This window comes from Pseudomonas sp. GD03903 (assembly GCF_029840045.1).
In the GTDB taxonomy this organism is placed as follows: Bacteria; Pseudomonadota; Gammaproteobacteria; order Pseudomonadales; family Pseudomonadaceae; genus Pseudomonas; species Pseudomonas pseudonitroreducens.
In genome coordinates, this window is record NZ_JAOCBT010000005.1 from 212,528 (window position 1) to 236,867 (window position 24,340).

Sequence of the window (24,340 nt, forward strand, 5' to 3'; positions counted from 1 at the left end):
CGCTCCAGGCCATCCTACGTTGAGGCTCGCAGCTCCCGACTGACTCCTTTGTAGGATGGGTGGAGCGCAGCGATACCCATGCTGCCTGCATCCGGCTCATACGCCAGCCGGGTTCGCGAGCAATGACTGGGCGTCCCCCTCGGTCCTACGAAGAGCGGCTGTGGCCTATCCGGGGAACGTAGGAGCGAGCTTGCTCGCGAACGCTTTCCCGCCATGACCGTGGTCACCTGAGCGCCACCTTGGCACTCCCGCCAACACGTCTGGCACAGAGGAAAAGACCCGCCTCTGCGCCGCTGGCAACAATCACCGTCGATGACGCGCGCCATCCGGCCGCAAGCTGTACTCGAAGGTGATTTCCCGATGTCCCGCAACAAGCTCCGATTCGGTGCCCTCGGCCTGCTGCTGGCCGGCGCGCTGCTGCAACCGATCCTGGCGTTCGCCGGCGACTGCCCGGCGAACGATGCGCAGAAAGGCGAAACCGTCTTCGCCCGCGACTGCTCGATCTGCCACACCGCCAAGGCTGACGGCCCCGGCATGATGGGCCCCAACCTGCATGGCGTGGTCGGCCGCATGGCCGGCTCGCTCGCCGGCTTCAGCTATTCCCAGGCCATGAAAGGCAAGGGCGCGGCCTGGTCGCGCGACAACCTCGACGCCTTCGTCAGCCAGCCCCAGGCCGCCGTGCCGGGAACCTACATGCCCTTCGCAGGCCTGGCCGATGCGGCCGAGCGGCGGGCGCTCACCTGCTGGCTGAGCCAGCAGCACTGATATTCCAGGAGAGACCATGAACGTCACACAGACTCTGCCCAAGGTCACGGCCTTCCTGCAGCGCAAGCATGGCTGCTTCATCGACGGCGCCTGGGTGGTGCCCGAGGGCGCGCGTACCGACGTGCTCAACCCGGCCACCGGCCAGGCCATTTCCAGCGTTGCCGACATCGGCACCGACCTGCTCGACCAAGCGGTGAAGTCTGCCCGCGCTTCGTTCAAGTCGCGCGTCTGGGCTGACCTGCGCCCGGCCGACCGCGAGCGCATCCTGCTGCGCTTCGCCGACCTGGTGGAAGCCAACGGTGAAGAACTGGCCCAACTGGAAACCCTCAGCCAGGGCAAATCGATCAACATCGCGCGCATGCTGGACGTGGGCGCCACCGTCGAGTTCATGCGCTACATGGCCGGCTGGGCGACCAAGATCGAAGGCCAGACGCTGAACGTCTCCATTCCGCTGCCGCCCGGCGCCAAGTTCACCGCCTACACCCGCCGCGAGCCGGTGGGCGTGGTGGCTGGCATCGTGCCGTGGAACTTCCCGCTGATGATCGCCGTGTGGAAGTTGATCCCGGCACTGGCCACCGGTAACAGCGTGGTGATCAAGCCCGCCTCGGAAACCCCGCTGACCGCCCTGCGCCTGGCTGAACTGGCCTTCGAAGCCGGGGTGCCGGCTGGTGTGTTCAACCTGGTGACCGGCGACGGCCCGCGTATCGGTGGCGGCCTGGCCAGCCACAAGCTGGTGAACAAGGTGTCCTTCACCGGTTCCACCGCGGTGGGTCGCAGCGTCGGCCTGGCCGCCGTGCAGAACATGACCCGCTTCGCCCTGGAACTGGGCGGCAAGAACCCGATGATCGTCCTCGCCGACGCCAACATCGACAACGCCGTGCAGGGTGCGCTGCTGGGCGGCCTGCTGAACAACGGCCAGGTCTGCGCTGCGGCTTCGCGCTTCTACGTACATCGTTCGCGCTACGACGAGTTCGTCGAAAAGCTGGCTGCTGCCGTCGCCGGCATGAGCCTGGGCGAGGGCATGGACCCGTCCGCGCAGATCAACCCGCTGGTGTCTGCCAAGCAGCAGCGCAGCGTGCTGGAGCACATTGCCCGCGCCGGCGAGCAGGGTGCGCGCATCGTCTGTGGCGGTGAGCAGATCGCTGGCAATGGCTTCTACGTGCAGCCCACCGTGCTGGCGGACGTGACCATGCAGATGGCCGTGGCCCGTGACGAAGTCTTCGGCCCTGTTCTGGCGGTGCTGCCGTTCGACGATGAAGAGCAGGCCATCGAGATGGCCAACGACAGCGAATACGGCCTGGGCGCGAGCCTGTGGACCAACGACCTGAGCAAGGCGATGAACCTGGTGCCGCGCATCGAGTCCGGCACCGTGTGGGTCAACGCCCACGTGCTGCTCGACCCGAGCATGCCCTTCGGCGGCGTCAAGCAGTCGGGCATGGGCCGCGAGTTCGGCCGCGCGGTGGTCGAGGCCTATACCGAGATCAAGTCGGTGTGCATCGCGCACTGATTGATAGTGAGAGCAACACCCTCGTTTAGCAGCGGGCCTTCGGGCCCGTTTTTTTTTGCGCGCCATTCAGGTGTGGCAAGCCTGTAGGAGCGAGCTCGCTCGCGATCAACCGGCGGCACTGCTGCAGGGCGGTTCGCGAGCAAGGACTAGGCGTCCCCCTCGGTCCTACGAAGAGCCAGTTCACAGCGGAGATCGGGATGACGATTCGTAGGATGGGTGGAGCGCAGCGATACCCATGCTGAGTGCGCACCAAATCGATGGGTATCGCTGCGCTCCACGCCATCCTACGCAGAGCGGTATGAGGCGTAGGGCGAATAACCTGGAACAGGTTATCCGCCGGCCCCTCGGCGGATAACGCTGGCGCGTTATGCGCCCTACGGTCCTACGAAGAGCCTTGCGCAGTGGCGGGATATGGCGGTGCGTAGGATGGGTGGAGCGCAGCGATACCCATGCTGACGGCGCAGGGAATTGATGGGTATCGCTTCGCTCCGAGCCATCCTACGCAGAGCGGAATGAAACGTAGGGCGAATAACCTGGAACAGGTTATCCGCCGGCTACTCGGCGGATAACGCTGGCGCGTTATGCACCCTACGGTCCTACGAAGTGCCTTGCGCAGTGTCGGGATGTGGCGGTGCGTAGGATGGGTGGAGCGCAGCGATACCCATGCTGACGGCGCAGGGAATTGATGGGTATCGCTTCGCTCCACGCCATCCTACGCAGAGCGGTATGAGGCGTAGGGCGAATCACCTGGAACAGGTTATTCGCCGGCTACTCGGCGGATAACGCTGGCGCGTTATGCGCCCTACGGTCCGCGGGAATCGCATTAGTGCGCTGGCAGAATCCGCCCGCGGCACTCGCCGAAACCGATGGACGCATGTCCGTCTCGGCGGCAGCGCGCGCGCAGGATGATTTCGTCGCCGTCTTCGAGGAAGCGTCGTTCCTCGCCATTGCCCAGCACCAGCGCCTGCTTGCCGCCGCCGGTGAGCTCCAGCAGGCTGCCGAAGCTGTCCGCGGTTTCGCCGGAGAGCGTGCCGGAGCCGAACAGGTCGCCCGGTTGCAGGCGGCAGCCGTTGACGCTGTGGTGCGCGACCATCTGTGCGACGGTCCAGTACATGTTCAGTGTGTTGCTCAGCGCGATGCGTTCCGCCGGCTGGTGCTCGCGGCGCATGCGCGCGGTGTGCAGCAGCACTTCCAGTTCGATATCCAGCGCGCCGCGCTGCTGGTCGCCTTCGTCATACAGGTACGGCAGCGGCTGTGGGTCGCCTTCCGGGCGGGCCGGCTGGGCGATGCGGAAGGGTTCCAGCGCCTCGGCGGTGACCACCCAGGGCGACACCGTGGTGGCGAAGCTCTTCGACAGGAACGGCCCCAGCGGCTGGTATTCCCAGGCCTGAACATCACGCGCGGACCAGTCGTTGAGCAGGCAGAAACCGGCGATATGGCCGGAAGCGGCATTGATCGGGATGGCCTTGCCCTGGTCGTTGCCCTGGCCGATCCAGATGCCCAGCTCCAGCTCCAGGTCCATCCGTGCGCAGGGCCCGAACACCGGCACATCCACGCCGGCGGGCAGGGTCTGGCCATTGGGGCGGCGCACTTCGGTGCCGGAGGGCACGACGGTGGAGGCGCGACCGTGATAACCGATGGGCACGTACTTGTAGTTGGGCAGCAGCGGGTTGTCCGGGCGGAACAGCTTGCCGACGTTCTGCGCATGGTGGATGCCGACGTAGAAGTCGGTGTAGTCGCCGACCTTGGCCGGCAGGTGCATGCGGCAGGCAGCCTGGGGCTTGAGCAGCGCGGCGCCGAGGTGCTCCATGCGCTTCTGTTCGCCGCTGCCTTCGCTGAGCAGGTGGATCAGCGCCTCGCGCAGGGTGCGGCGCGCGGTACCGCCGAGGGCGAAGAAGGCGTTCAGGCTGTCGCCGCTGGCCACCAGCGCGGCCTGGTGCGCGGCGCCGTGGAAGAGGCCGGTTTCACAGGCGGTCTTCAGGTCGAAGATGTAGTCGCCAATGGCGACGCCGCCGCGGGGCGAGTCACCCGGCGGGCTGAAAACGCCCAGCGGCAGGTTCTGCAGCGGGAAGTCCGGGTGGCCGTTGGCCGATTCGATCCAGCTTTGCGCGGTGGAAAGTACGCTCATGTTACTGCTCCGGGGAAGGGTCGAAGGTCTTCTGCATGCCGCTCCAGCAGCTGTCGTAATCACGTTGCAGCTGCGGGCAGTCGAGGGCGAAGCGGCTGGGGCGCAGCACGCGGCCGGTCTCGAACATGAAGGCCATGGTCTGGTCGATCTTGTGCGGTTTGAGGTCGGCGGCGATGGCCTGCCGGGTGCTGGCGTTGTCCGGGCCGTGGGCGCTCATGCAGTTGTGCAGCGAGGCGCCGCCGGGGACGAAGCCGTCGGCCTTGGCGTCGTATACGCCCTGGATCAGGCCCATGAATTCGTTCATCAGGTTGCGGTGGAACCACGGCGGTCGGAAGGTGTTCTCGGCCACCATCCAGCGCGGCGGGAAGATCACGAAGTCCATGTTGGCCATGCCGTGGGTGTCGCTGGGCGAGGTGAGCACGGTGAAGATCGACGGGTCCGGGTGGTCGTAGCTCACCGTGCCGAGGGTGTTGAAGCGGCGCAGGTCGTACTTGTAGGGCACGTTGTTGCCATGCCAGGCGACCACGTCCAGCGGCGAGTGGTCGAGCTGGGTGGCCCAGAGTTCGCCGAGGAATTTCTGCACCAGTTGCACCGGGCCTTCCAGGTCTTCGTAATGGGCCACCGGGGCGAGGAAGTCACGGGGGTTGGCCAGGCCGTTGCTGCCGATGGGGCCAAGGTCGGGCAGGCGCAGCGCGGCGCCGTGGTTCTCGGCGATATAGCCGGCGGCCGAGGCCTCAAGCAGTTCGACGCGCAGGCGCATGCCGCGGGGGATCACGGCGATTTCCAGCGGCTCGACGTCGAGCACGCCCAGCTCGGTGACCAGGCGCAGGCGGCCGGCCTGGGGCACGATCAGCAGCTCGCCATCGGCGTTGAAGAACACCCGGCGCATGGACAGGTTGGCGCGGTAGGCGTACAGGCTGACGCCGCTGCAGGCATCCGCCTCGGCGTTGGCGGCCATGCATAGCAGGCCGTCGACGAAGTCGGTAGGCTCCTGCGGGATTTCAAAGCTGTTCCAGCGCAGGCGATTGGGCATGACCGGGCCAAGCGCGGTGCCGGTGATCTGTCGCTCCAGGCGCTCGAAGCGCGGGTGTGCGGCGGATGGACGAATGCGGTAGAGCCAGGTGCGCCGGGCCTCGCTGCGCGGGACGGTGAAGGCGGTGCCGGAGAACTGCTCGGCGTAGAGGCCGAACGGCACCTGCTGCGGCGAGTTCATGCCCACGGGCAGGGCGCCCGGCAGGGCCTCGCTGGCGAATTCGTTGCCGAACCCGGTTTGGTAGGCAGGGGAGGCGTTCATGGTGGTTTACTCTTGTTATCGTAATCGAATTACGATTAACGTAATTTCATGCTGTCGGGCCGTCAAGCCCACAGGGGAGCTCCTTTAAGTTGAAGACCATGAACGAAGCCGAAGAGTCCGCCCCGACGAAGGGCGCAAAGGTGCAGTCCGCCGAAGTCGGCACGCAGATCCTCAAGGCCCTGGCGGACCTGGCACCGAGCACCTCGCTCAAGCACCTGGGTGAGTACCTCGACATGCCCGCGGCCAAGGTCCACCGCTACCTGCAGGCGCTGATCGCCAGCGGCTTCGCCGAGCAGGACCCGCTGACCAACCATTACGGCCTGGGGCGCGAGGCGCTCTATGTCGGCCTCGCGGCAATCCGCCGGCTGGATGTGGTGAAGGTAGCCAGCCCGGCGCTGGCCGCGTTGCGCGACCAACTGGGACAGACCTGTTTCCTCGCCATCTGGGGCAGCCATGGGCCCACCGTGGTGCAGGTCGAACCGGCCCAGGGCATGGTCACGCTGGTGACCCAGGTGGGTTCGGTGCTGCCGCTGCACGGCTCATCCACCGGGCTGGTATTCGCGGCGTTCAAGGCCGGGCTGGAGGAGGGCGCTGACCAGGCTGTGCTGGAGAGCATTCGCCGCGAAGGCCTGCATGCGATCCATGGCCTGCTGATGCCGGGGGTGAACGCGCTGTCGGTGCCGCTGTTCAAGACCGGCCGGGAGCTGGCCGGGGTGATCACCGTGGTCGGCTCGCAGGCGAGCTTTGCCGCCGAAGCGCACGGCGAGGCGGCGCGGGCGCTGCTGGACATCGCGCGGGAAGTGAGCTTGCGGATGGGCGGAGAGCTCTGATATCCCGCAGCCAGGGATTTCCCTCACCCTAACCCTCTCCCAGAGGGAGAGGGGACCGTCAGGTGTCTGCGGACGTAGCGGTGTTAGCCGGCAGGCATCTTTGCAGGAGAAGCGGCAGAGCAGGTCGCCGCAGAGGACAGCTCCCTCTCCCTCTGGGAGAGGGCTGGGGTGAGGGGCTCTTCCCGAATGAGGTGGCCTATCTCACTCGCGTTCCATCCCCGCCCAATCCGTTCCCTGCACCAGCACATCACTGAGCGCCTGCGCGGCGCTGGAGAGTTGGTGCTGCGCCAGGCAGAACAGCCCGACGCGACGCTCGATGCAGGGTTCTTCGAGCGCCACGCAGCGTGCCCCCAGTTCCTCCATCTGCTGCCGGCACAGGCGTGGCACCGCACTGACACCCAGCCCTTCGGCGACCATCCTGCCCACCGTCACCAACTGGTGGCTTTCGAACGCCACCGGCAGCCGGCCGTGCCGCGAAGCCAACTGGTCTTCCAGCAGCAAACGCACGGCAGACGGGCGCTGCAGGGTGATGAAATGGTCCTCCAGAAGCTGCTCCCAGGTGATCGTCGACTCGCCAGCCAGCGGCGAATCCGCCGGCAGCACGGCGACGAAACGGTCGGTGTAGAAGGGCGTGAAGGTCAACCCGTCGAGGCTGTCCGGCTCCAGCGCGATGCCCAGTTCCACACGGCGGTTGCGCACCATCTCCAGCACCTGCTCGTTGATCACGTCGTGCACCGCCACGTTCACCTTCGGGTGGCGATCGCGGAAGGTGCGCAGCACGGCCGGGAGCAGGTTGCCGGCGAAGGAGGGCATGGCAGCGATGGAGACCTTGCCCAGCTGCAGGGTGAAGTGCTGGTGCATCACCTCCTCGGCATTGTCCCAGTCCGCCAGCAGGCGCCGCGCCAGCGGCAGCAGCGTTTCACCTTCTGGCGTGAGTGCCACGCTGCGCGTGGTGCGCACCAGCAACTGGCCACCCAGGGATTCCTCCAGGCTCTTGATCGCCAGGCTCAGCGCCGGTTGCGACAGGTGCAGGCGCTCGCAGGCCTGGGCGAAGCTCAGGCTCTGGGCGACGGCGAGGAAGGCGCGCAGTTGCTTCACGGTCATTGATAAGAATACCAAATCAATCGATTGGAAAAACAAACTTAACAAATCAGTCCTTGCCGGTGAAGCTGCATTCGCTCTCTGACCGATGGGTCGGACATTCCAAATAAGAAAGAGGCAGCAACATGGCAGGACTCGACAAGCGTGTAGGCAGTTACGAAGAGGCCCTCGCCGGGCTCAGCGACGATATGACAGTGCTGGCGGGCGGCTTCGGTATCTGCGGCATCCCGGAAAACCTCATCGCGCAGATCCGCAAGCTGGGCGTGAAGGGCCTGACCGTGGTTTCCAACAACTGCGGCATCGACGGCTTCGGCCTCGGCGTGCTGCTGGAGGACCGGCAGATCCGCAAGATGATCGCCTCCTACGTTGGCGAGAACGCGCTGTTCGAGCAGCAACTGCTGTCCGGTGAGCTGGAGGTCGAACTCACTCCGCAAGGCACCCTGGCGGAAAAACTCCGCGCAGGCGGCGCCGGCATCCCGGCCTTCTTCACCGCCACCGGCTACGGCACTCCGGTCGCCGAAGGCAAGGAAGTGCGCGAGTTCGACGGCCGCCATTACGTGATGGAACGCGCCATCACCGGCGACTTCGCCATCGTCAAGGGCTGGAAGGCCGACCACTATGGCAACGTTATCTACCGCCACACCGCGCAGAACTTCAATCCCATCGTCGCCACCGCGGGCCGTATTACCGTCGTCGAAGTGGAAGAGATCGTCGAACCGGGCGAGCTGGACCCGACGCAGATCCACACCCCCGGCATCTACGTCGACCGCATCATCCAGGGCTCCTTCGAAAAGCGCATCGAAAAGCGCACGACTCGCTAAGGATCGGCTGCGCGTCGGCCTGGCGGCGGGAAACAAGGCCTGCTCATTTAGGGCATCTAAACTCCGCGTCCTCGTTTCAAATCCGCCTAGCCAGTCGCTAGCTCGCTCGATCTTCAACCGCATTGAACAAGAGAAGAGATTCAGCCATGGCACTTACCCGCGAACAGATGGCTCAGCGCGTGGCGCGCGAGCTGCAGGACGGTTTCTACGTGAACCTGGGCATCGGCATCCCGACCCTGGTCGCCAACTACGTGCCCGAGGGCATGGAAGTGATGCTGCAATCGGAGAACGGCCTGCTCGGCATGGGTGCATTTCCCACCGAGGACAGCGTTGACGCCGACATGATCAACGCCGGCAAGCAGACCGTGACCGCCGTGAAGGGCGCTTCGATCTTCGACTCCGCGCAATCCTTCGCGATGATCCGTGGCGGCCACGTCGACCTCACCGTGCTCGGCGCCTTCGAGGTGGACGTCCAGGGCAACATCGCCTCCTGGATGATCCCCGGCAAGCTGGTGAAAGGCATGGGCGGCGCCATGGACCTGGTGGCCGGCGCGGACAACATCATCGTCACCATGACCCACGCTTCGAAGGACGGTGAATCCAAGCTGCTGGACAAGTGCTCGCTGCCGCTGACCGGCGCCGGCTGCATCCGCAAGGTGCTCACCGACCTGGCCTACCTGGAGATCGAGGACGGCGCCTTCATCCTGCGCGAGACCGCGCCGGGCGTGAGCGTTGCCGAGATCGCCGAGAAGACTGCCGGCCGCCTGATCGTGCCGGACGATGTGAAGGAAATGACCTTCTGATCTGCTTTTCGTAGGAGCGAGCTTGCTCGCGAACCAGCCCGCAGCCCAATGCAAGAGCGTTCGCGAGCAAGCTCCCTCCTACCAGCACATTCCGCTCTGGAGTGACTCCCATGCAAGACGTAGTAATCGTTGCCGCCACCCGCACCGCCATCGGCGCCTTCCAGGGCAGCCTGGCGAACATTCCCGCCCATGAACTGGGCAGCCTGGTCATCCGTTCGCTGCTCGAACGCAGCGGCGTGAAGGCCGACCAGGTCGACGAAGTCATCCTCGGCCAGGTGCTCACCGCCGGTGCCGGGCAGAACCCCGCGCGCCAGGCGTCCATCGGAGCCGGCCTGCCGGTGGAAGTACCGGCCATGACCATCAACAAGCTCTGCGGCTCGGGCCTGAAATCGCTGTTCCTCGGCGTCCAGGCGATCCGCTGCGGCGACGCCGATGTGGTGATCGCCGGTGGCCAGGAAAGCATGAGCCTGGCGCCCTATGTGCTGCCCAAGGCGCGTACCGGCCTGCGCATGGGCCACGCCGAGCTGCAGGACACCCTGCTGCGCGACGGCCTGATCGACGCCTTCAACGACTACCACATGGGCATCACCGCCGAGAACCTGGCGGAGAAGTTCGGCATCAGCCGTGAAGCCCAGGACGCCTTCGCCGCGCAGTCGCAGCTCAAGGCCGCCTCGGCCATCGAAGCCGGGCGCTTCAAGGACGAGATCACCCCGGTACTGATCCCGCAGCGCAAGGGTGAGCCGCTGTCCTTCGACACCGATGAGCAGCCGCGCGCCGGCACCACGGCCGAGTCCCTGGCCAAGCTCAAGCCGGCCTTCAAGAAGGACGGCAGCGTCACCGCAGGCAATGCCTCGACCCTCAACGATGGCGCCGCCGCCGTGCTGCTGATGAGCGCCGAGCGCGCACGCAGTCTGAACCTGCCGGTTCTGGCGCGCATCCAAGCCTATGCCAGCAGCGGCGTCGACCCGTCGATCATGGGTATCGCCCCGGTGACTGCTACCCGTCGCTGCCTGGAGAAGGCCGGCTGGAGCCTGGACGAGGTCGAGCTGATCGAGGCCAACGAGGCCTTTGCGGCGCAGGCGCTGTCGGTCGGCAAAGAACTGGGCTGGAGCGCGGAGAAGGTCAACGTCAACGGCGGCGCCGTTGCGCTCGGCCACCCCATTGGCGCGTCGGGTGCGCGCGTGCTGGTGACGTTGCTCCACGAGATGCTTCGCCGTGATGCGAAGAAGGGCCTGGCGACCCTCTGCATCGGTGGCGGCCAGGGCGTGGCAATGGCCCTGGTCCGGGATTGAAGGGGCGCGACTGAGAACCACGCGACCAACGACCAATTGGCGAGCGCCGGCCGGCATGTAGCAATGCCGGACCGGCAGGCAGGATGGTAGGTGGGCACACCGACAGACGACATCCGCCGCGGTTTCCGACGTCCCCCGGCGTCGACAAACCTTGCGTCACCGTCCGGCCCCACGCAGGCCGGGCGGTTTTTATGTTTTGCCGTTACAGACGAGCTCATCACAAATGAGCCATTACAAGAACAATGAGGTAGATCGTTATGAATTCCCACGTGCACACCCCCGGCACCGCCTTGCAGGACAGCCGCTCCGCGCGCTTCGCCATGGCCTGTTCGAACTGGGCCGAGCGCTGGTTCCCCGACTCCTGGGTCTTCGCCGCTCTCGCGGTGCTGATCGTCACCGTCGCCGCCCTGGCCATCGGCGCGCCGGCCACCGAAACCGCCAAGGCCTTCGGTGACGGTTTCTGGAGCCTGATTCCCTTCACCATGCAGATGGCCTTCGTGGTGATTGGCGGCTACGTCGTCGCCAGCTCCGGCCCGGCGTCCCGACTCATCGACCTGTTCGCCCGCGTACCGAAGAATGGCCGCTCGGCGGTGGCCTGGGTGGCGCTGATCTCCATGCTCGCCTCGCTGCTCAACTGGGGGCTGTCCCTGGTATTCGGCGGTCTGCTGGTGCGCGCACTGGCTCGCCGTGAAGACCTGAAGATGGATTACCGCGCTGCCGGCGCCGCTGCCTACCTGGGCCTGGGCGCCGTGTGGGCGCTGGGCCTGTCGTCGTCCGCCGCGCAGTTGCAGGCCAACCCGGCCAGCCTGCCGCCGTCGATCCTGGCGATCACGGGCGTCATCCCGTTCACCGAGACCATCTTCCTCTGGCAATCCGGCGTGATGCTGCTGGCCCTGGTGCTGGTGTCGCTGGTGATCGCCTACATGACCGCACCCGGTGCCGGCAGCGCCCGCGATGCCAAGGCCTGTGGCGTGGACGTCAGCTTCACTCCGCCGAGTGCGCCGAAGGCGACTCGTCCGGGCGAATGGCTGGAGCACAGCCCGCTGCTGATCCTGATGCTGGTGGCGCTGGCCGGTGGCTGGCTGGTCCACGAATTCAGCACCAAGCCGGCGATCACCGCGATCTCCGGGCTGAACACCTACAACCTGCTGTTCATCATGGTGGGCGCGCTGCTGCACTGGCGCCCGCGCAACTTCCTCGACGCCGTGGCCCGCGCCGTGCCGACCACCACCGGGGTGCTGATCCAGTTCCCGCTGTACGGTTCCATCGCCGCGATCCTGACCACGGTGAAGGGCGGTGACGGCTCGACCATCGCCCACCACATCTCCACCTTCTTCGTACAGATCGCCTCCCACGACACCTACGCGCTGCTGATGGGCGTGTACTCGGCGGTGCTGGGCTTCTTCATCCCGTCCGGCGGCGGCAAGTGGATCATCGAGGCGCCCTATGTGATGCAGGTGGCCAATGAGCTGCAGTACCACTTGGGCTGGGCAGTGCAGATCTACAACGCCGCCGAGGCGCTGCCGAACCTGATCAACCCGTTCTACATGCTGCCGCTGCTGGGCGTGCTGGGCCTGAAGGCGCGCGACCTGATCGGCTTCAGTTTCGTCCAGTTGCTGGTACACATCCCGCTGGTGCTGTTCCTGCTCTGGGCACTGGGCACTACCCTGCAGTACCTGCCGCCGGTCCAGCCGTAACCACGCATTCGCTCCCGGCAGCAGCAAGCCCGGATGTCGCAAGACCTCCGGGCTTTTTCATGGTCAGGAATCAGCCGCGGCTGATTTCCACCGGGCCCAGCACGCGGGCATCGAGGTGCTCGCCGCTGAGCTGTGCGGCATCCTGGTCGAAGACTTCGCGCAGCCAGTCGCTGACGGCCTGGAAGCGGCCGATGCGGCCGGCATCGCGGTGGCTGAGCAGCCAGATTTCCCGCACCACTACCGGCCCGGAAAGACGCACCAGGCCCTCGCGATCGCCGAGGATGCACGGCAGCAAGGCCATGCCCAGGCCGCTCTGGCAGGCATGGATCAGCGTGGTCACGCTGCTGGCGCGCAGGGCGAGGTTGGCGCCGGGGGCGAAGCGGCGCACCCAGGCCATCTCCGGCGTATCGTCGAGTTCCTCGCCATAGCCCAGCCAGGCCTGCTGTGGCCACAGCTCTACCGGCACGCGGGAAAAGGAGGTAGCGGCGTACACGGCGAAACCGATGTCGGCGACCTTGCGCATCACCAGTGCCGCGTCTTCCGCCGGGCGTGCCAGGCGCAGGGCGAAATCCGCCTCGCGGCGGGTGAAGGACAACGAACGGTTCGCCGGGATCAGTTGCAGTTGCAGTGCCGGGTAGGTGCGCGCCAGGTGGGGCATGTGCTGCACCAGCCAGTGGCTGAAGAGGAAGTCCACCGCCGTGATGCGCACGCTGCCGCTGATGGCGCTGGCCTCGTCGCGGGTTTCCAGCAGCATGCTCTGCACATCGCCGAGGATGCGCTCGGCATGGCTGAGGAATGCTTCGCCGGCGTCGGTGGCCTTGTAGCCGGAGTTGTCGCGAATGAACAGCCGCGTCTGCAGCGCGGCTTCCGCCGCCACCAGGCGCCGGCTCATGGTCGAGGGGTCGACGCCCAGTGCGCGGCCGGCGGCGCTCATGCTGCCGTGGCGGGCGAGGGCGAGGAGGATTGGAATGTCGTTCCAGTCGAAGTTCATGGCGATCTCCTCACGGCGCTCAGAAATGTACCTCGGCGGCCGGGACCACCCGTGCGCGCTTGCCGAAGCTGCTGATGCTGCCCAGCAGCGCATTGTGGTGCGCGGTGATCTGCGCGGCGCTGAGCACGGCGTTGTCGACGGTGGAGTGGGCATCGCCCACCAGCGTCACGCTGTAACCCTGAGCCAGGGCGCGGCGGGTAGTGGTGTCGACGCAGTAGTCGCTTTGCAGGCCGCAGATCACCAGGTGATCGATGCCGCGCGATTGCAGCAGCTCGGCCAGCCCGGTACGCAGGAAGGAATCCGGGGTGGTCTTGCGCACCTTCAGGTCGAAATCATCGATGAGCAGACGCGTTTCCAGCTGCCAGCCGGCGCTGCCATACTGCAGGTCATCGTCTTCGTGCTGCACCAGCAGCACCGGCACGCCGGCCTCCCGCGCTGCACGGCTGATGTTGTTGATGCGCTGCAGGACGTTGTCGATGTCGAAACAGGCGGAGTCGCCGGTACACAGGTCGGACTGGACATCGATGATCAGCAGGGCGGTGCTCATGGCAGACAATTCCGTGGCTGGAGTGGAGGCGGAAATGGTAGCGGGCAAGCTGCCCCAGGCCAATGCCGGCACGTATTTGCTGCCAAAGCCGTATTCCTCTTTGCCGCGCCTTGGGCGATGGTGAGCGCCATGAACCGGACCGGATGCCGATGAACAGCCACCCCGCCAAGACCCTGACTCTCGCCAACGGCCTGCGCGCCACCGTCGTCCACAGCCCTGGCGCCAGCCGCGCCGCCGCGCTGTTGCGCATCGCCCGTGGCAGCCATGATGAGCCGCAAGCCTTCCCCGGCCTTGCGCATTTCGTCGAGCACCTGCTGTTCCTCTGTGGCGAGACCTTCGTCGAGTCCGAGCGGCTGATGCCCTGGGTGCAGGCGCGCGGTGGGCGGGTCAATGCCAGCACCCGCGCGCGGCATACCGACTACTTCTTCGAAGTGCCGGCAGATGAGCTCAGCGGCGGGCTGGCCCGACTGCTGGACATGCTTGCGCGGCCGCGCCTGGATGAAGCCGTACAGGTCGCCGAACGCGATGTGCTGGAAGCCGAATTCCTCGCGCGTGGTCGCGACCCCGACACCCTGATCGACGCTGCACTGGCGCTGGCCGTGGCACCGGGGCACCCATTGGGGCGTTTCGTCGCCGGCCGGCGCGACACCCTGAAGGTGGAAAGCGCCGAGTTCCAGCAGGCCCTGCGCGACTTCATTCGTGCCAGCCAGGTAGGCGCTGCGCTGGAACTCTGGTTGCAGGGCCCGCAAGAGCTGGACGAACTGGCGGCACTGGTGCAGCGCGAAGCAGCCGTGTTCGCGCCGGGTACGGTTGCCGAAGGCAGCAGTGAGGAATCGCTGCTGCCGCTGGCCGGCCATGAGTTGCGGCTGCGTTTGCCCGGCGCTCCGCGACTGATCCTGGCCTTCGCCCTGGACGGCATGGCGGGCGAGGGTGGTGCGCTGCTGCAGCAACTGCAGGGTTGGCTGGCCGACGAGGCGCCCGGTTCGCTGCTCGCCTGCCTGGGGCAGAACGGCCTGGCCGACAGTGCCCGTGCGCGCCTGAGCCGCTTCGCCAACGGCCAGGCATTGCTGCGCTTCGATTTTGAATTGGCCGAGGCTGCCAGCGCCGACCTCGTCGAGTCGGCCTTCCTTGCCTGGCTGGAGGCACTGCGCAAGTTGCCGCCGGAGGCTCTCGCCGCTGCGCCGGTCGATGCGCCAAGCGCGGTGCTGGAGCAACTGCAGCGCCGCGCGCGCGGCGAGCAATCGTCGAACTGGCTCGGCCAGCTGCAGGTATCGCGGATGATCCGCCTGCTTGCCTCGGAGTCGCTGCCAGGCGAGTCGATCACCTCGGCGGGCTTCACGCTCGATGTCACGCGTAGTCCGCAGCGCAGCGTCGAACCCCGGCGTGGTGAGGCCTGGTCCTTTGCTCCGATACAGTCCTCCGGCGAGGCGGAGCCCGCAGCGCTGTACCTGCGCTGGCGCTTCGCGCAGGCGCCGGGGCGGCAGGCTTTCCTCGCTGCCCGCCAGGCCCTGCGGCCGTTGGCTGGCGCCGCGCGCCACGACGGCGCGGTGCTGCGTCTGGATGCCCTGGAGAGTGATTGGGCGCTGATGCTCTGCGGTGCGAAGAAGCCGCTCGCCGAGCTGGCCGAGAGCGCGATCCAGGCCCTCCAGCATCCCCCCGCTGCGGTGCTGGCGCAGGGTGAACGCCTGCTCGCCGCCGAGCGCCGGCGCCTCGAAGGGGAAATGCCGATCCGCCAGTTGCTCGACCTGTTGCCGCAGATGCTCGGCGGAGACAGTGCCGTGCTGCCGGACTGGTCGGCCGCCCACTGGGATGCCCTGACCCTGGGCATCGAGCTGCCCGACACCCTGGCGGGTTATTCCAGCACCAGTCCGCTGCCACCGCGCAGCGGACCACCCGGCCGTCACCGCCAGGTGCTGGAGCTGCCGGGCGAAGCGGCGCTGTTGCTGTTCTGCCCACTGGCGTCGCGCTCGGCGGCGGACGAAGCCGCGTGGCGCCTGCTGGCCCGCGTGCTGGAGCCGGCGTTCTTCCACTGGCTGCGTGGCGAGCGGCAACTGGCCTATGCGCTGTACTGCGGTTTCCGCCAGGTAGGCATGCGCCGCGGCATTCTCTTCGCCGTGCAGTCGCCGCTGCTGTCGGCGGTGGAGTTGCAGGCCGAGGTGGACAGCTTCCTCTTCCGCCAGGGCGAGGCCCTGCTGCGCATCGACCCGCAGCGCGTCGACAGCCTGCGTGTGCCACTGGCTGCGGAGCTGGCTCGCGCGCCTGGCGACTTCTCCGAGCGCCTGCAGCAGGTCTGGAACGATCAGCTGGCGGGTGTCGGGCCAGCGCACCAGGCGACCATGGCCCGGGCCCTCGGAAGCCTTGGCGCCACCGAGTTGCGCGCCGCGCATTCGAGCCTGACCTGCGCCCAGGGCGGCCACTGGCTGCTGCTCAGCCACGCCTGATCCTCGTACTTCGGCACGAAGGTAGCGTCCGCCAGGCGCTGCCCGGGCGACTTTTGCCTTACGCCTCCGGTGCTGTCCCAAGGTACTGCTCCTCGGTAGGGGGCCGGCGGTAGCGAGTGCCCGCGACCTTCGCCGCGAACCCGAGGTCGGAGCAGTCGCAGAGCCTTGCGCAGCGCTCCCGCGAGACCTTCGCAAGGCCTGTGCAAGCAGCGCCAAGGCAGCGTATGGCGAAGCCATGGGCGTTTCGATAATCGCCTCCGACACGACTGACCCACAGTCGATCCATCCACCCGGAGAGCGCCATGAACAAGAACAACATCGCCGTCCGCCGCCAGCTCCTGCCGCTGGCATTGGCCACCCTGGCCCTGTCTTCAGCGTCGAGCGGGGCTCGCGCCGACATCCTTTTGTACGACAAGGACGACACCACTTTCTCCACCGACGGCTACTTCAATGCCTTCTACGTCAACAGCGACGTCGACCGTAACGGTGAAACCTACGACCGTCGCCAGTCACGAGTGAAGATGGGCTTCCTGCCGAACTACATCGGCTTCAACTTCGGCAAGAAGATCGATGGCCTGACCCTCACCGGGCGCTCCTCGTTCTGGGTCACCATCAACGACAGCGAGCAGGACGGCACCGACACCGCCATCGACGTCCGTCAGTTCTACGGCAATGTCGCCGGCGACTGGGGCGAGGTGCTGATCGGCAAGGACTTCGGCCTGTTCTCGCGCTCCAACATCTTCCTCGATGAACTGCTCGCCGGCTTCGGCAACGCCAGCGATACCCTCGGCCTGGTGGACGGCAAGGGCGTGTCGTTCGGCAACATCGGCACCGGCTACCCGTACCCGTTCCCGACCTCGCAGATCACCTACCGCAACAACAGCCTGGTGGAAGGGCTGCACGTTGCTGTCGGCATCATGGACCCGATCGATACCAACCAGATCGACAAGGACGCCAGCGACGGCCTCGACGACAAGGCCTACCAGGACAACCCACGCTACGAAAGCGAGATCAGCTACCAGTTCGACGTCGGCGGGGCGAAGATCTACAGCTGGGTCAACGGCGCCTACCAGACCTCGAAGAACACCAACGACGAAGTCGACAGCGTGACCTCCAAGGGCCTGGGCTATGGCCTCCAGGCAAAGATCGGCGGCTTCTCGCTGACCGGTTCGGGCTTCACCGCCAAGGGCATCAACCCGTTCTTCACCAACAACGCCGGCGAAGCCGCGCTGCGTGAAGTCGACAGCCGCGGCGTGCTGCTGCAGGGCTCCTACAGCTGGGGCAAGAACCGCGTGGCGCTGTCCACCGGCGAGACCCGCGACGACGGCAACGGCCTGGGCAGCGCGGCGGACTACTCCACCAAGGGCATCGCCTACTTCCGCAGCATCAACGACAACCTCAAGCTGGTGGCCGAGTACAACGTCTACGAGATCGATGGCCGAAAGGGCTCCACCGTCAGCGAGGACACCGACACCTTCGCGGTGGGCGCCGTCCTCAACTGGTAACTGCGCAAACTCCTTTGGCTCGATTTCGGCGGGTTGGCACAGCGTGCCGCCCGCCTTTTTTCTTCACTTCAAGGAAGGCTCGTCATGATCGGATTGTGGAGCGCGCACGCGCAGACTTACCTGCTGGTCCTGTCCATCGCTACCACCCTGGTGTTCGCCTTGCCCATCTTCCTGGTGCCGTTGCTGTGGGCGCGGGTGATGCAGTGGCAGTTGCCGGAGCACACCGATCTTGCGGTGTATTTCGGGCGCTGCCTGGGGGCGTTCATCCTCATCGTCGAAGCCCTGATGCTGCGTGCGGCGCTGACTGGCGAGGCGCTGGCGACCACTTTCGAGGTGCTGGCGGCGGTGGCGGGGTTCATGGTGGTGGTGCACATCTACGGCGCGCTGCGCAGGATTCAGCCGTGGACGGAGACGGTGGAAACGGGGTTCTACGCCGTGATGCTGGTACTGACGTTGCTGTTCTGGCCGATGGGCTAACGCTGGCAGGGCCCGCTCCTGGGGGCCTGACAAGCAGCGTCATTGCTCTGGCTCATGAAGTCTTCCAGAGAAACATCCGCGCGCTCCGGAGTGCCCCTTTCAGGAGGCCGAAGGTGATCGGAGTTTCAGGGGTTGAGCGACATGGATGTCGCGAGAGCCACGATGGGCCAGGGATGGCCCTTCGTGGCGGGCCCCTGAAACTCCGAGGAACCGAGGGTATTTTTCGCGAAGCGAAAAACCGGATGTAGGGGCGAGCCCTTTGGTTACTTTCTGGCGTTTGAGAAAGTAACTCGCCCGAGGGGGCGAAACACTGAGCCCGCGCGTACGCAAAAGCGGCGCCGAAATACCCAAGCTCCAGGCATCGCAATTGGAAAGCCCGACGCTGACTCGAGGGAGCGCCTCAAGCGCGTGATCGCGGGTGCGGCCCGCTCCTACAGACATCCCGCTACTTTCGGATAGACCCGCCGCGACCCAAGTAGCATGGGGCCTGCTCCAGCCGCTTCGTAGAATGCCAGCGTCGATATCCTGACTGGGCGTACGCCATGCACGAAACACAAGGAGTCGTTCGCGGCATGTCCGATGCCCGCGACGTCGAGGCGGTTGCCCAGGACCTGGCGCGCCAGTTGATCCACCCCAATCTCGGTTTCGTGCTGTTCTTCTGTTCCGCCGAATACGACCTGCCGGCGCTGGCCGCCGCGCTGGAACAGTATTTCGGTGGCATCGACCTGGCCGGTTGCACCACTGCCGGCGAGATCACCCCGCAGGGCTATGGGCGTGGCTGCGTCAGCGCCGTGGGCTTCGACCTGCGCAGCTTTGCCATCTCCTGCGCGCTGGTGGACGAGATGGAGCGCTTCAGCCTGATCGACGCCCAGCAGATGGTCGAATCCCTGGTGGCCGACTGCCGCAGTGCAGGACTCGCGCCGATCAAGGACCACAGTTTCGCCCTGACCCTGCTCGACGGCCTCTCCAGTCGCGAGGAAGTGGTGCTCGCCGCGCTCAGTGCCGCCCTTGGCGCCATTCCGCATTTCGGTGGCTCGGCCGGTGACGACAACCACCTGACCCACACCCACGTCTACTACCAGGGCCAGTTCCACACCGGAGCGGCAGTGGTGGTGCTGTTCAACACCTGGCTGGACTTCGAGGTGTTCACCACCCACCACGTGCTGCCCAGCGAAGAGAAACTGGTGGTCACCCGCGCCGACAGCGACAGCCGTCGGGTGCTGGAACTCAACGCCGAACCGGCCGCCCTGGAGTTCGCCCGGCTGGTCGGTGTACCGCTGGAGCAGCTGGACTTCTCGCTGTTCCCGGCGCACCCGCTGGCGGTGCGGGTGCGCGACCAGTACTACGTGCGCTCGATCCAGCAGGTCAACGATGACCTCAGCCTGACCTTCTACTGCGCGGTGGAGAACGGCATCGTTCTGACCGCCATGAGCACCGGCCCGCTTCTGCCGGGGCTGCAGGCGCAATTCCAGCGCCTGCATGAGCGCCTCGGCCCGCCATTGCTGACCATCGGCTGCGACTGCTTCCTGCGTCGCCTGGAACTGGAAGTGGCCGGCGATACCGAACCCACCGCCGAGTTTCTCCGCAGCCAGCAGGTGATCGGCTTCAACACCTACGGGGAGCAATTCAATGGCATGCATATCAACCAGACCTTCACCGGTGTCGCCATTGGCCGTCCTCGGGGCAACGCCGGAAGCTGAACTGCGCGCGCGGATCGACGAGCTGCAGCGCGACAACCACAAGCTGCAGCGGATCAACGCGGCGCTGATCGAGCGCGTCGAGTCGGCCACCTCGCGGGGCGACAACGCCTACGGCGCCTTCCAGCATTCGGTGGTGCTCGCCGAGCAGGTGCGTGAGCGCACCGATGCGCTGAGCGAAGCCATGGTCGAACTGAAGTCCAGCAACCAGTTGCTCAGCGACGCGCGCCTGCGCGCCGAGACCGCGCACCAGCACCTGCTGGATGCCATCGAAAGCATCTCCGACGCCTTTGTGCTGTTCGACCCACAGCAGCGCATCGTGCTCTACAACGAGCGTTTCCGTGCGTTCTGGGCGCAGACGCGAGCCCGCGTCGGCGCCGGCACGCGCCTGAGCGAAGTGCGGCGGCTGGCGCAGAGCAGCGGGCTGATCGTCGAGGAACAGCGCAGCAACGATGACGAGCACACCCTTTACCGCCTGCGCAACGAGCGTTGGGTGCGCGTGACCGAGCGGCCGACCCGCGACGGCGGGCTGGTGGTGCTTTACAGCGACATCACCGAGATCAAGCAGAACGAGATGGCCCGCCGTGAGCAGGCAGTGGCGCAGAAGTCGCACCTGTTGCAGCGCGCCGTGGACAACCTGTCCCAGGGCGTGGCCATGGTCGGTGCCGATGGCGCGCTGGAGCTGTGGAACCGGCGCTTCCTCGAACTCTGTGGGCTGGCGCCGATCGAGGCCCACCGGCCCTTCGCCGAGGTCATGGCGGAAAGCGAACTGCCGCTTTTGACGCCGCGCAGCCGCGCAGGCAAAGGCGAGGCGGATGGGGTGATCGAGCAGCGCCTGTTCGACAGTCGCATGCTGGAGATTCGCACCCACGCCTTGCCCACCGGCGGTTTCGTCAACACCTTCACCGACATTACCGAGCGCTATCGCCACGCCGAGGCATTGCGTGAAAGTGAACGCTGGATTCGCCTGATCACCGACCAGGTGCCGGCGCTGATCGCCTACCTGACCGCCGACCTCGACTACGACTTCACCAACAAGGTCTACGAGGAGTGGTACCGCTGGCCCAGCGGCTCGATGCTCGGGCGCAATTTGCGTGAGGTGCATGGCGCCGAGCATTGCCAGCGCCTGGAGCCGTACTTCGAGCGCGCGCTGTCGGGCGAGAGCGTTACCTTCGAGATTGCCGAGACCAACCTCGCCGGGCAGGAGCGTTACATGCAGCGCTCCTACGTGCCCAACCGCCAGGCCGACGGCACGGTAAGCGGGCTGTTCGTGCTGATCCGCGATATCACCGAGCGCCGCCGCACCGCCGAGGCGCTGCACCAGGCCTACCAGAACCTGGAGCAACGGGTGCGCGAACGCACCGCCGAGCTGACCAGCCTCAACGACCAGCTCAAGCGCGAGATCGACGAGCGCAGCCAGGTCGAGGGGCGCCTGCGCGAGGCCAAGCGCGAGGCGGAGCAGGCCAACCTGTCGAAGACCAAGTTCCTCGCCGCGGTCAGCCATGACCTGCTGCAGCCGCTGAACGCCGCCCGGTTGTTCACCAGTGCCCTGCAGGAGCGCAGTGGCGAAGCGCTGGTGCGCAACATCAGCCAGTCGCTGGAAGACGTGGAGACGCTGCTCGGCACCCTGGTGGACATCTCCAAGCTGGATGCCGGGGTGATCAAGCCGGACATCGCCTCGTTCGAGGTCAGCGAACTGCTCGGCAACCTCGCCGCCGAATACCGCCAGGTGGCCGCCAGCGAAGGCCTGGCGCTGGACTTCGTACCCTGTGGCGCCCAGGTGCGCAGCGATATCCAGTTGCTGGCGCGGATTCTGCGCAACCTGCTGACCAACGCCATCCGCTACACGCCTGCCGGGCGCGTGCTGCTGGGCTGTCGGCGGCGCCGGCACAGCCTGTGGATCGAGGTCTGGGACACCGGCGTGGGGATCGCCGGCGACAAGCTCGGCGAGATATTCCAGGAGTTCAAGCGCGGCGATGTGCAGCGCTTGCATCAGGATCGCGGGTTGGGCCTGGGCCTGGCCATCGTCGAGAAGATTGCGCGCATGCTCGGCCATCGCATCCAGGTGGACTCGGTGCCGGGCAAGGGGTCGCGCTTCGCCATCGAAGTGCCCCTGGCGCGCCGCGTCGCGCGCAGCGCGCCGGAACCGGAGCGCACCGCCGACGATCTGGTGGAGCGCCTGCGCGGCTCCCGGGTGTGGGTGCTGGATAACGATGCATCGATCTGCGCCGGTATGCGCACGCTGCTGGAAACCTGGGGTTGCCAGGTCGTGACGGCGCTGTCGGAGGAGGACCTGGCGCGGCAGGTGGACAACTTCCATGCCGAGTCGGATTTGCTGATCGTCGATTACCACCTCGACGATGGCCTGAACGGCGTTGACGCCGTGGCCTCGATCAACGCCCGCCGCGGTACACCGCTACCGGCGCTGATGATCACCGCCAACTACAGCAACGAGCTGAAGCAGCAGGTCCGCGAGCTGGGGCACACCTTGATGCACAAGCCGGTGCGGCCGATGAAGCTGAAGACCGCGCTGTGCCATCTGATCGATAGCGCCCACTGAGGCGGCGCGGACGCCTTTTTGTAGGAGCGGACTCTATCCGTGATGTCCTCCGGCGTGATGCGGACCTATCGCGGACGGAGTCCGCTCCTACAAGATCAGAAGCCTGGCGGCGCGCCCGCTCCTACAAGGAGAAAGTCCGGATCGGGCACGCTAAGCCACGGGAGCTGCGTAGGATGGGTGGAGCCTAGGCGATACCCATGCTGTAAGTGCACCAGATCGATGGGTATCGCTGCGCTCCACGCCATCCTACGTAGAGACATGCACCGGAAGCTCGGGTGTTGGACGCCTCTAAGCTTTGGTTGGTGTCAGAGGGGTTGGAGCGCGCACCTTGGCCAGCAGGATCAGCGCGATGCCGCCGAGTACCGCCAGCGACACCAGCGCCAGGCGCAGGCTGATTGCCTCGCCGAGCAGCACGGCGCCGGAAAGGGCGGCGAGGATCGGCACGCTCAACTGCACCGAAGCGCCCTGGATCGCCGACAGGCCCGGTAGCGCGCTGTACCAGATGGCGTAGCCGATCCCCGAGGCCACCGCGCCGGAGAGTACGGCATAGACGGCGCCGATGCTGTCCACCCGCAGATCGGAATGGAAGAACGCCGCCAGCAGCGCGGCGAAGGCGATGGCGCGCACGAAGTTGCCGGTGCTGATCGCCAGCGGATCGCTGCCGGTGCGCCCAAGCAGCGAGTACAGCCCCCAGGCCACGCCGGAGAGCAGCATCAGCAGGGCCCCCGCCAGCGGCGGAGCGCTCGCGCTGGGCAGCAGTTGCACGAGCAAGCCACCCAGCGCCAGGAGGAAACCGAGCAGGGCTTGCCCGCGCAGGCGTTCGCCACGCAGCAGGCCGACCACGATCATGGTCACCTGTACCGCGCCGAACAGCAGCAGCGCGCCAGTGCCTGCGTCCAGTTGCACGTAGGCGTAGGAGAACGCCGCGGCATAGACGAACAGCGCTGCCGCTGCGCGCCAGTTGCCGCCTTCGCGGGCGGCGCGGCGGCGCAGTCTGAGCAGCAGGGCGAGCATCAGCGCGCCCGAGAAGATGCGGATGCCGGTGAAGCTCACCGCATCGATACTGGTGGCTTTCAGGGCCAGGCGACAGAGGATCGAGTTGCCGGCGAAGGCGATCATCGCCAGGCCGGTGAGGCTCAGGGTGCGGGTGGAGGGCATCGAGTGGTTCCCGGTAGCGGTCGCAACGGCACTTTATGAAACGACGGCGCCTCGCTTCAACGACGAAGGTAGGCAGCGAAGTCGATATCGCCCGCGCAGAGAATCGCCTGCACGCGATTGTGCACCTTCAGCTTGCGCAGGATGGCGGAGACGTGGGCTTTCACCGTGGTTTCGGCGATCTCCAGGTTGTAGGCGATCTGCTTGTTCGACTCGCCCTTGGTCATCCGCTCCAGCACCAGCAACTGCTTGCGGGTCAGCGCCTGCAGCAGTTCCGGCGGGATGCTGTGGTCCTCCTGGCCGCTGCGGCGCGGCGAGGACTTCTGCGTGCGGATGATGTCCGATGGCAGGTAGACGTTGCCGTTGAGAATCTGCTCGATGGCCTCGGTCATCTGCACGCGTGGCGAGGATTTGGTGATGAAGCCCACCGCGCCGTAGGTGATGGCCTGCAGGACCACCTGTTTGTCCTGCTCGGCGGAGACGATCACCACCGGGATGGTCGGCGCCTCGTTGCGCAGGCTCATCAGGCCGTTGAGGCCGTGCATGCCGGGCATGTTCAGGTCGAGCAGGATCAGGTCGAGATCGTCGTGTTCCTGGGTCAGGCCCAGGGCGCTGTCGAGGTCGGCGGTTTCCATCACTTCGCTGCCGGGGAAGCCGTCGGCGATGACGTTGTGGATCGCCTCGCGGAACAGCGGGTGATCGTCGGCGATCAGGATCTTGTACATGGCC

Annotated in this window: 19 protein-coding genes; 12 read left to right on the plus strand and 7 right to left on the minus strand. The window is 66.3% G+C overall.

The genetic code is table 11. The features are described from left to right. Window positions 1-360 precede the first annotated feature (360 nt). Complete coding sequence (locus N5C91_RS10090) at window positions 361-765, plus strand: c-type cytochrome (protein ID WP_279829356.1); 405 nt, start codon at window positions 361-363, stop codon at window positions 763-765. 16 nt (window positions 766-781) lie between these two features. Next, window positions 782-2,272 carry an aldehyde dehydrogenase family protein gene (locus N5C91_RS10095; protein ID WP_279829358.1) on the plus strand — a complete coding sequence of 497 codons (1,491 nt, stop codon included), beginning with the start codon at window positions 782-784 and terminating at the stop codon, window positions 2,270-2,272. Window positions 2,273-3,095: 823 nt separating this feature from the next. Here N5C91_RS10095 and fahA read toward each other — a convergent pair. Both fahA and hmgA read right to left on the minus strand, forming a co-directional pair. Beyond that, window positions 3,096-4,400 (minus strand): fumarylacetoacetase, encoded by a 1,305-nt coding sequence (fahA, locus tag N5C91_RS10100; protein WP_279829360.1) that lies wholly within the window; start codon window positions 4,398-4,400, stop codon window positions 3,096-3,098. A gap of 1 nt (window position 4,401) precedes the next feature. Beyond that, on the minus strand, window positions 4,402-5,694 hold the full coding sequence (gene hmgA, locus N5C91_RS10105) for a homogentisate 1,2-dioxygenase (RefSeq protein ID WP_279829362.1): 1,293 nt from the start codon (window positions 5,692-5,694) through the stop codon (window positions 4,402-4,404). A gap of 98 nt (window positions 5,695-5,792) precedes the next feature. Here hmgA and N5C91_RS10110 point away from each other — a divergent pair, with 98 nt between their 5' ends. Beyond that, window positions 5,793-6,524, plus strand: a complete 732-nt coding sequence (locus N5C91_RS10110; RefSeq protein ID WP_236174898.1) for an IclR family transcriptional regulator — start codon at window positions 5,793-5,795, stop codon at window positions 6,522-6,524. Between the two features lie 201 nt (window positions 6,525-6,725). Here the strand turns inward: N5C91_RS10110 and N5C91_RS10115 are convergent, their stop codons facing one another. Beyond that, window positions 6,726-7,628 (minus strand): LysR family transcriptional regulator, encoded by a 903-nt coding sequence (locus N5C91_RS10115; RefSeq protein ID WP_236174899.1) that lies wholly within the window; start codon window positions 7,626-7,628, stop codon window positions 6,726-6,728. A gap of 122 nt (window positions 7,629-7,750) precedes the next feature. Here N5C91_RS10115 and N5C91_RS10120 point away from each other — a divergent pair, with 122 nt between their 5' ends. From N5C91_RS10120 to N5C91_RS10135, 4 genes are all read left to right on the plus strand, one after another. Beyond that, window positions 7,751-8,446 carry a CoA transferase subunit A gene (locus tag N5C91_RS10120; protein WP_236174900.1) on the plus strand — a complete coding sequence of 232 codons (696 nt, stop codon included), beginning with the start codon at window positions 7,751-7,753 and terminating at the stop codon, window positions 8,444-8,446. 146 nt (window positions 8,447-8,592) lie between these two features. After that, window positions 8,593-9,249 (plus strand): CoA transferase subunit B, encoded by a 657-nt coding sequence (locus tag N5C91_RS10125; protein WP_205335687.1) that lies wholly within the window; start codon window positions 8,593-8,595, stop codon window positions 9,247-9,249. A 110-nt stretch (window positions 9,250-9,359) separates the two neighbouring features. Next, on the plus strand, window positions 9,360-10,541 hold the full coding sequence (locus tag N5C91_RS10130) for an acetyl-CoA C-acetyltransferase (RefSeq protein ID WP_279829368.1): 1,182 nt from the start codon (window positions 9,360-9,362) through the stop codon (window positions 10,539-10,541). A 257-nt stretch (window positions 10,542-10,798) separates the two neighbouring features. Further along, the gene (locus N5C91_RS10135) at window positions 10,799-12,238 is read left to right on the plus strand and encodes a TIGR00366 family protein (RefSeq protein WP_279829369.1); all 1,440 of its coding nucleotides are present in this window, start codon (window positions 10,799-10,801) and stop codon (window positions 12,236-12,238) included. A gap of 70 nt (window positions 12,239-12,308) precedes the next feature. On the opposite strand, the gene N5C91_RS10140 is transcribed toward N5C91_RS10135, so the two are convergent. Further along, window positions 12,309-13,229 (minus strand): LysR family transcriptional regulator, encoded by a 921-nt coding sequence (locus tag N5C91_RS10140; protein WP_236174903.1) that lies wholly within the window; start codon window positions 13,227-13,229, stop codon window positions 12,309-12,311. A 19-nt stretch (window positions 13,230-13,248) separates the two neighbouring features. Continuing rightward, entirely contained in the window at window positions 13,249-13,776 is a 528-nt protein-coding gene (locus N5C91_RS10145) for a cysteine hydrolase family protein (RefSeq protein WP_279829371.1), read from the minus strand. A gap of 149 nt (window positions 13,777-13,925) precedes the next feature. On the opposite strand from N5C91_RS10145, the gene pqqF reads away from it, so the two are divergent. The 5 genes from pqqF to nahK all read left to right on the plus strand — a co-directional run bounded on the left by pqqF (window position 13,926) and on the right by nahK (window position 22,456). Continuing rightward, on the plus strand, window positions 13,926-16,217 hold the full coding sequence (gene pqqF, locus N5C91_RS10150; RefSeq protein WP_279829372.1) for a pyrroloquinoline quinone biosynthesis protein PqqF: 2,292 nt from the start codon (window positions 13,926-13,928) through the stop codon (window positions 16,215-16,217). A gap of 302 nt (window positions 16,218-16,519) precedes the next feature. Then, a complete protein-coding gene (locus N5C91_RS10155) occupies window positions 16,520-17,722 on the plus strand; it encodes a porin (RefSeq protein ID WP_236174906.1) in 1,203 nt (400 codons plus the stop codon). A gap of 84 nt (window positions 17,723-17,806) precedes the next feature. Next, window positions 17,807-18,199 (plus strand): hypothetical protein, encoded by a 393-nt coding sequence (locus N5C91_RS10160; protein ID WP_279829373.1) that lies wholly within the window; start codon window positions 17,807-17,809, stop codon window positions 18,197-18,199. Between the two features lie 542 nt (window positions 18,200-18,741). Continuing rightward, window positions 18,742-19,899, plus strand: coding sequence for a nitric oxide-sensing protein NosP (gene nosP / locus N5C91_RS10165; protein ID WP_279829374.1), 1,158 nt, complete (start codon window positions 18,742-18,744; stop codon window positions 19,897-19,899). After that, window positions 19,829-22,456: a hybrid sensor histidine kinase/response regulator NahK/ErcS' gene (nahK, locus tag N5C91_RS10170; protein WP_279829375.1), complete on the plus strand. Its 2,628-nt coding sequence runs from the start codon at window positions 19,829-19,831 to the stop codon at window positions 22,454-22,456. The genes nosP and nahK overlap by 71 nt, the downstream gene beginning before the upstream one ends. Before the next feature lie 288 nt (window positions 22,457-22,744). Here nahK and N5C91_RS10175 read toward each other — a convergent pair whose 3' ends face one another. After that, window positions 22,745-23,614: a DMT family transporter gene (locus tag N5C91_RS10175; protein ID WP_279829376.1), complete on the minus strand. Its 870-nt coding sequence runs from the start codon at window positions 23,612-23,614 to the stop codon at window positions 22,745-22,747. 56 nt (window positions 23,615-23,670) lie between these two features. After that, complete coding sequence (gene agmR / locus N5C91_RS10180; RefSeq protein WP_024764454.1) at window positions 23,671-24,336, minus strand: response regulator AgmR; 666 nt, start codon at window positions 24,334-24,336, stop codon at window positions 23,671-23,673. Between the last annotated feature and the right edge of the window lie 4 nt (window positions 24,337-24,340).

Bases quoted from the DNA above. Each gene is read 5' to 3' on its own strand.
- nahK (WP_279829375.1), top strand. From the start codon at position 19,829: ATGGCATGCATATCAACCAGACCTTCACCGGTGTCGCCATTGGCCGTC.
- N5C91_RS10115 (WP_236174899.1), bottom strand. From the start codon at position 7,628: ATGACCGTGAAGCAACTGCGCGCCTTCCTCGCCGTCGCCCAGAGCCTG.
- N5C91_RS10160 (WP_279829373.1), top strand. From the start codon at position 17,807: ATGATCGGATTGTGGAGCGCGCACGCGCAGACTTACCTGCTGGTCCTG.
- N5C91_RS10135 (WP_279829369.1), top strand. From the start codon at position 10,799: ATGAATTCCCACGTGCACACCCCCGGCACCGCCTTGCAGGACAGCCGC.
- N5C91_RS10095 (WP_279829358.1), top strand. From the start codon at position 782: ATGAACGTCACACAGACTCTGCCCAAGGTCACGGCCTTCCTGCAGCGC.
- pqqF (WP_279829372.1), top strand. From the start codon at position 13,926: ATGAACAGCCACCCCGCCAAGACCCTGACTCTCGCCAACGGCCTGCGC.
- N5C91_RS10125 (WP_205335687.1), top strand. From the start codon at position 8,593: ATGGCACTTACCCGCGAACAGATGGCTCAGCGCGTGGCGCGCGAGCTG.
- N5C91_RS10145 (WP_279829371.1), bottom strand. From the start codon at position 13,776: ATGAGCACCGCCCTGCTGATCATCGATGTCCAGTCCGACCTGTGTACC.
- N5C91_RS10110 (WP_236174898.1), top strand. From the start codon at position 5,793: ATGAACGAAGCCGAAGAGTCCGCCCCGACGAAGGGCGCAAAGGTGCAG.
- N5C91_RS10090 (WP_279829356.1), top strand. From the start codon at position 361: ATGTCCCGCAACAAGCTCCGATTCGGTGCCCTCGGCCTGCTGCTGGCC.
- N5C91_RS10155 (WP_236174906.1), top strand. From the start codon at position 16,520: ATGAACAAGAACAACATCGCCGTCCGCCGCCAGCTCCTGCCGCTGGCA.
- fahA (WP_279829360.1), bottom strand. From the start codon at position 4,400: ATGAGCGTACTTTCCACCGCGCAAAGCTGGATCGAATCGGCCAACGGC.
- hmgA (WP_279829362.1), bottom strand. From the start codon at position 5,694: ATGAACGCCTCCCCTGCCTACCAAACCGGGTTCGGCAACGAATTCGCC.
- N5C91_RS10140 (WP_236174903.1), bottom strand. From the start codon at position 13,229: ATGAACTTCGACTGGAACGACATTCCAATCCTCCTCGCCCTCGCCCGC.
- nosP (WP_279829374.1), top strand. From the start codon at position 18,742: ATGCACGAAACACAAGGAGTCGTTCGCGGCATGTCCGATGCCCGCGAC.
- N5C91_RS10130 (WP_279829368.1), top strand. From the start codon at position 9,360: ATGCAAGACGTAGTAATCGTTGCCGCCACCCGCACCGCCATCGGCGCC.
- N5C91_RS10175 (WP_279829376.1), bottom strand. From the start codon at position 23,614: ATGCCCTCCACCCGCACCCTGAGCCTCACCGGCCTGGCGATGATCGCC.
- agmR (WP_024764454.1), bottom strand. From the start codon at position 24,336: ATGTACAAGATCCTGATCGCCGACGATCACCCGCTGTTCCGCGAGGCG.
- N5C91_RS10120 (WP_236174900.1), top strand. From the start codon at position 7,751: ATGGCAGGACTCGACAAGCGTGTAGGCAGTTACGAAGAGGCCCTCGCC.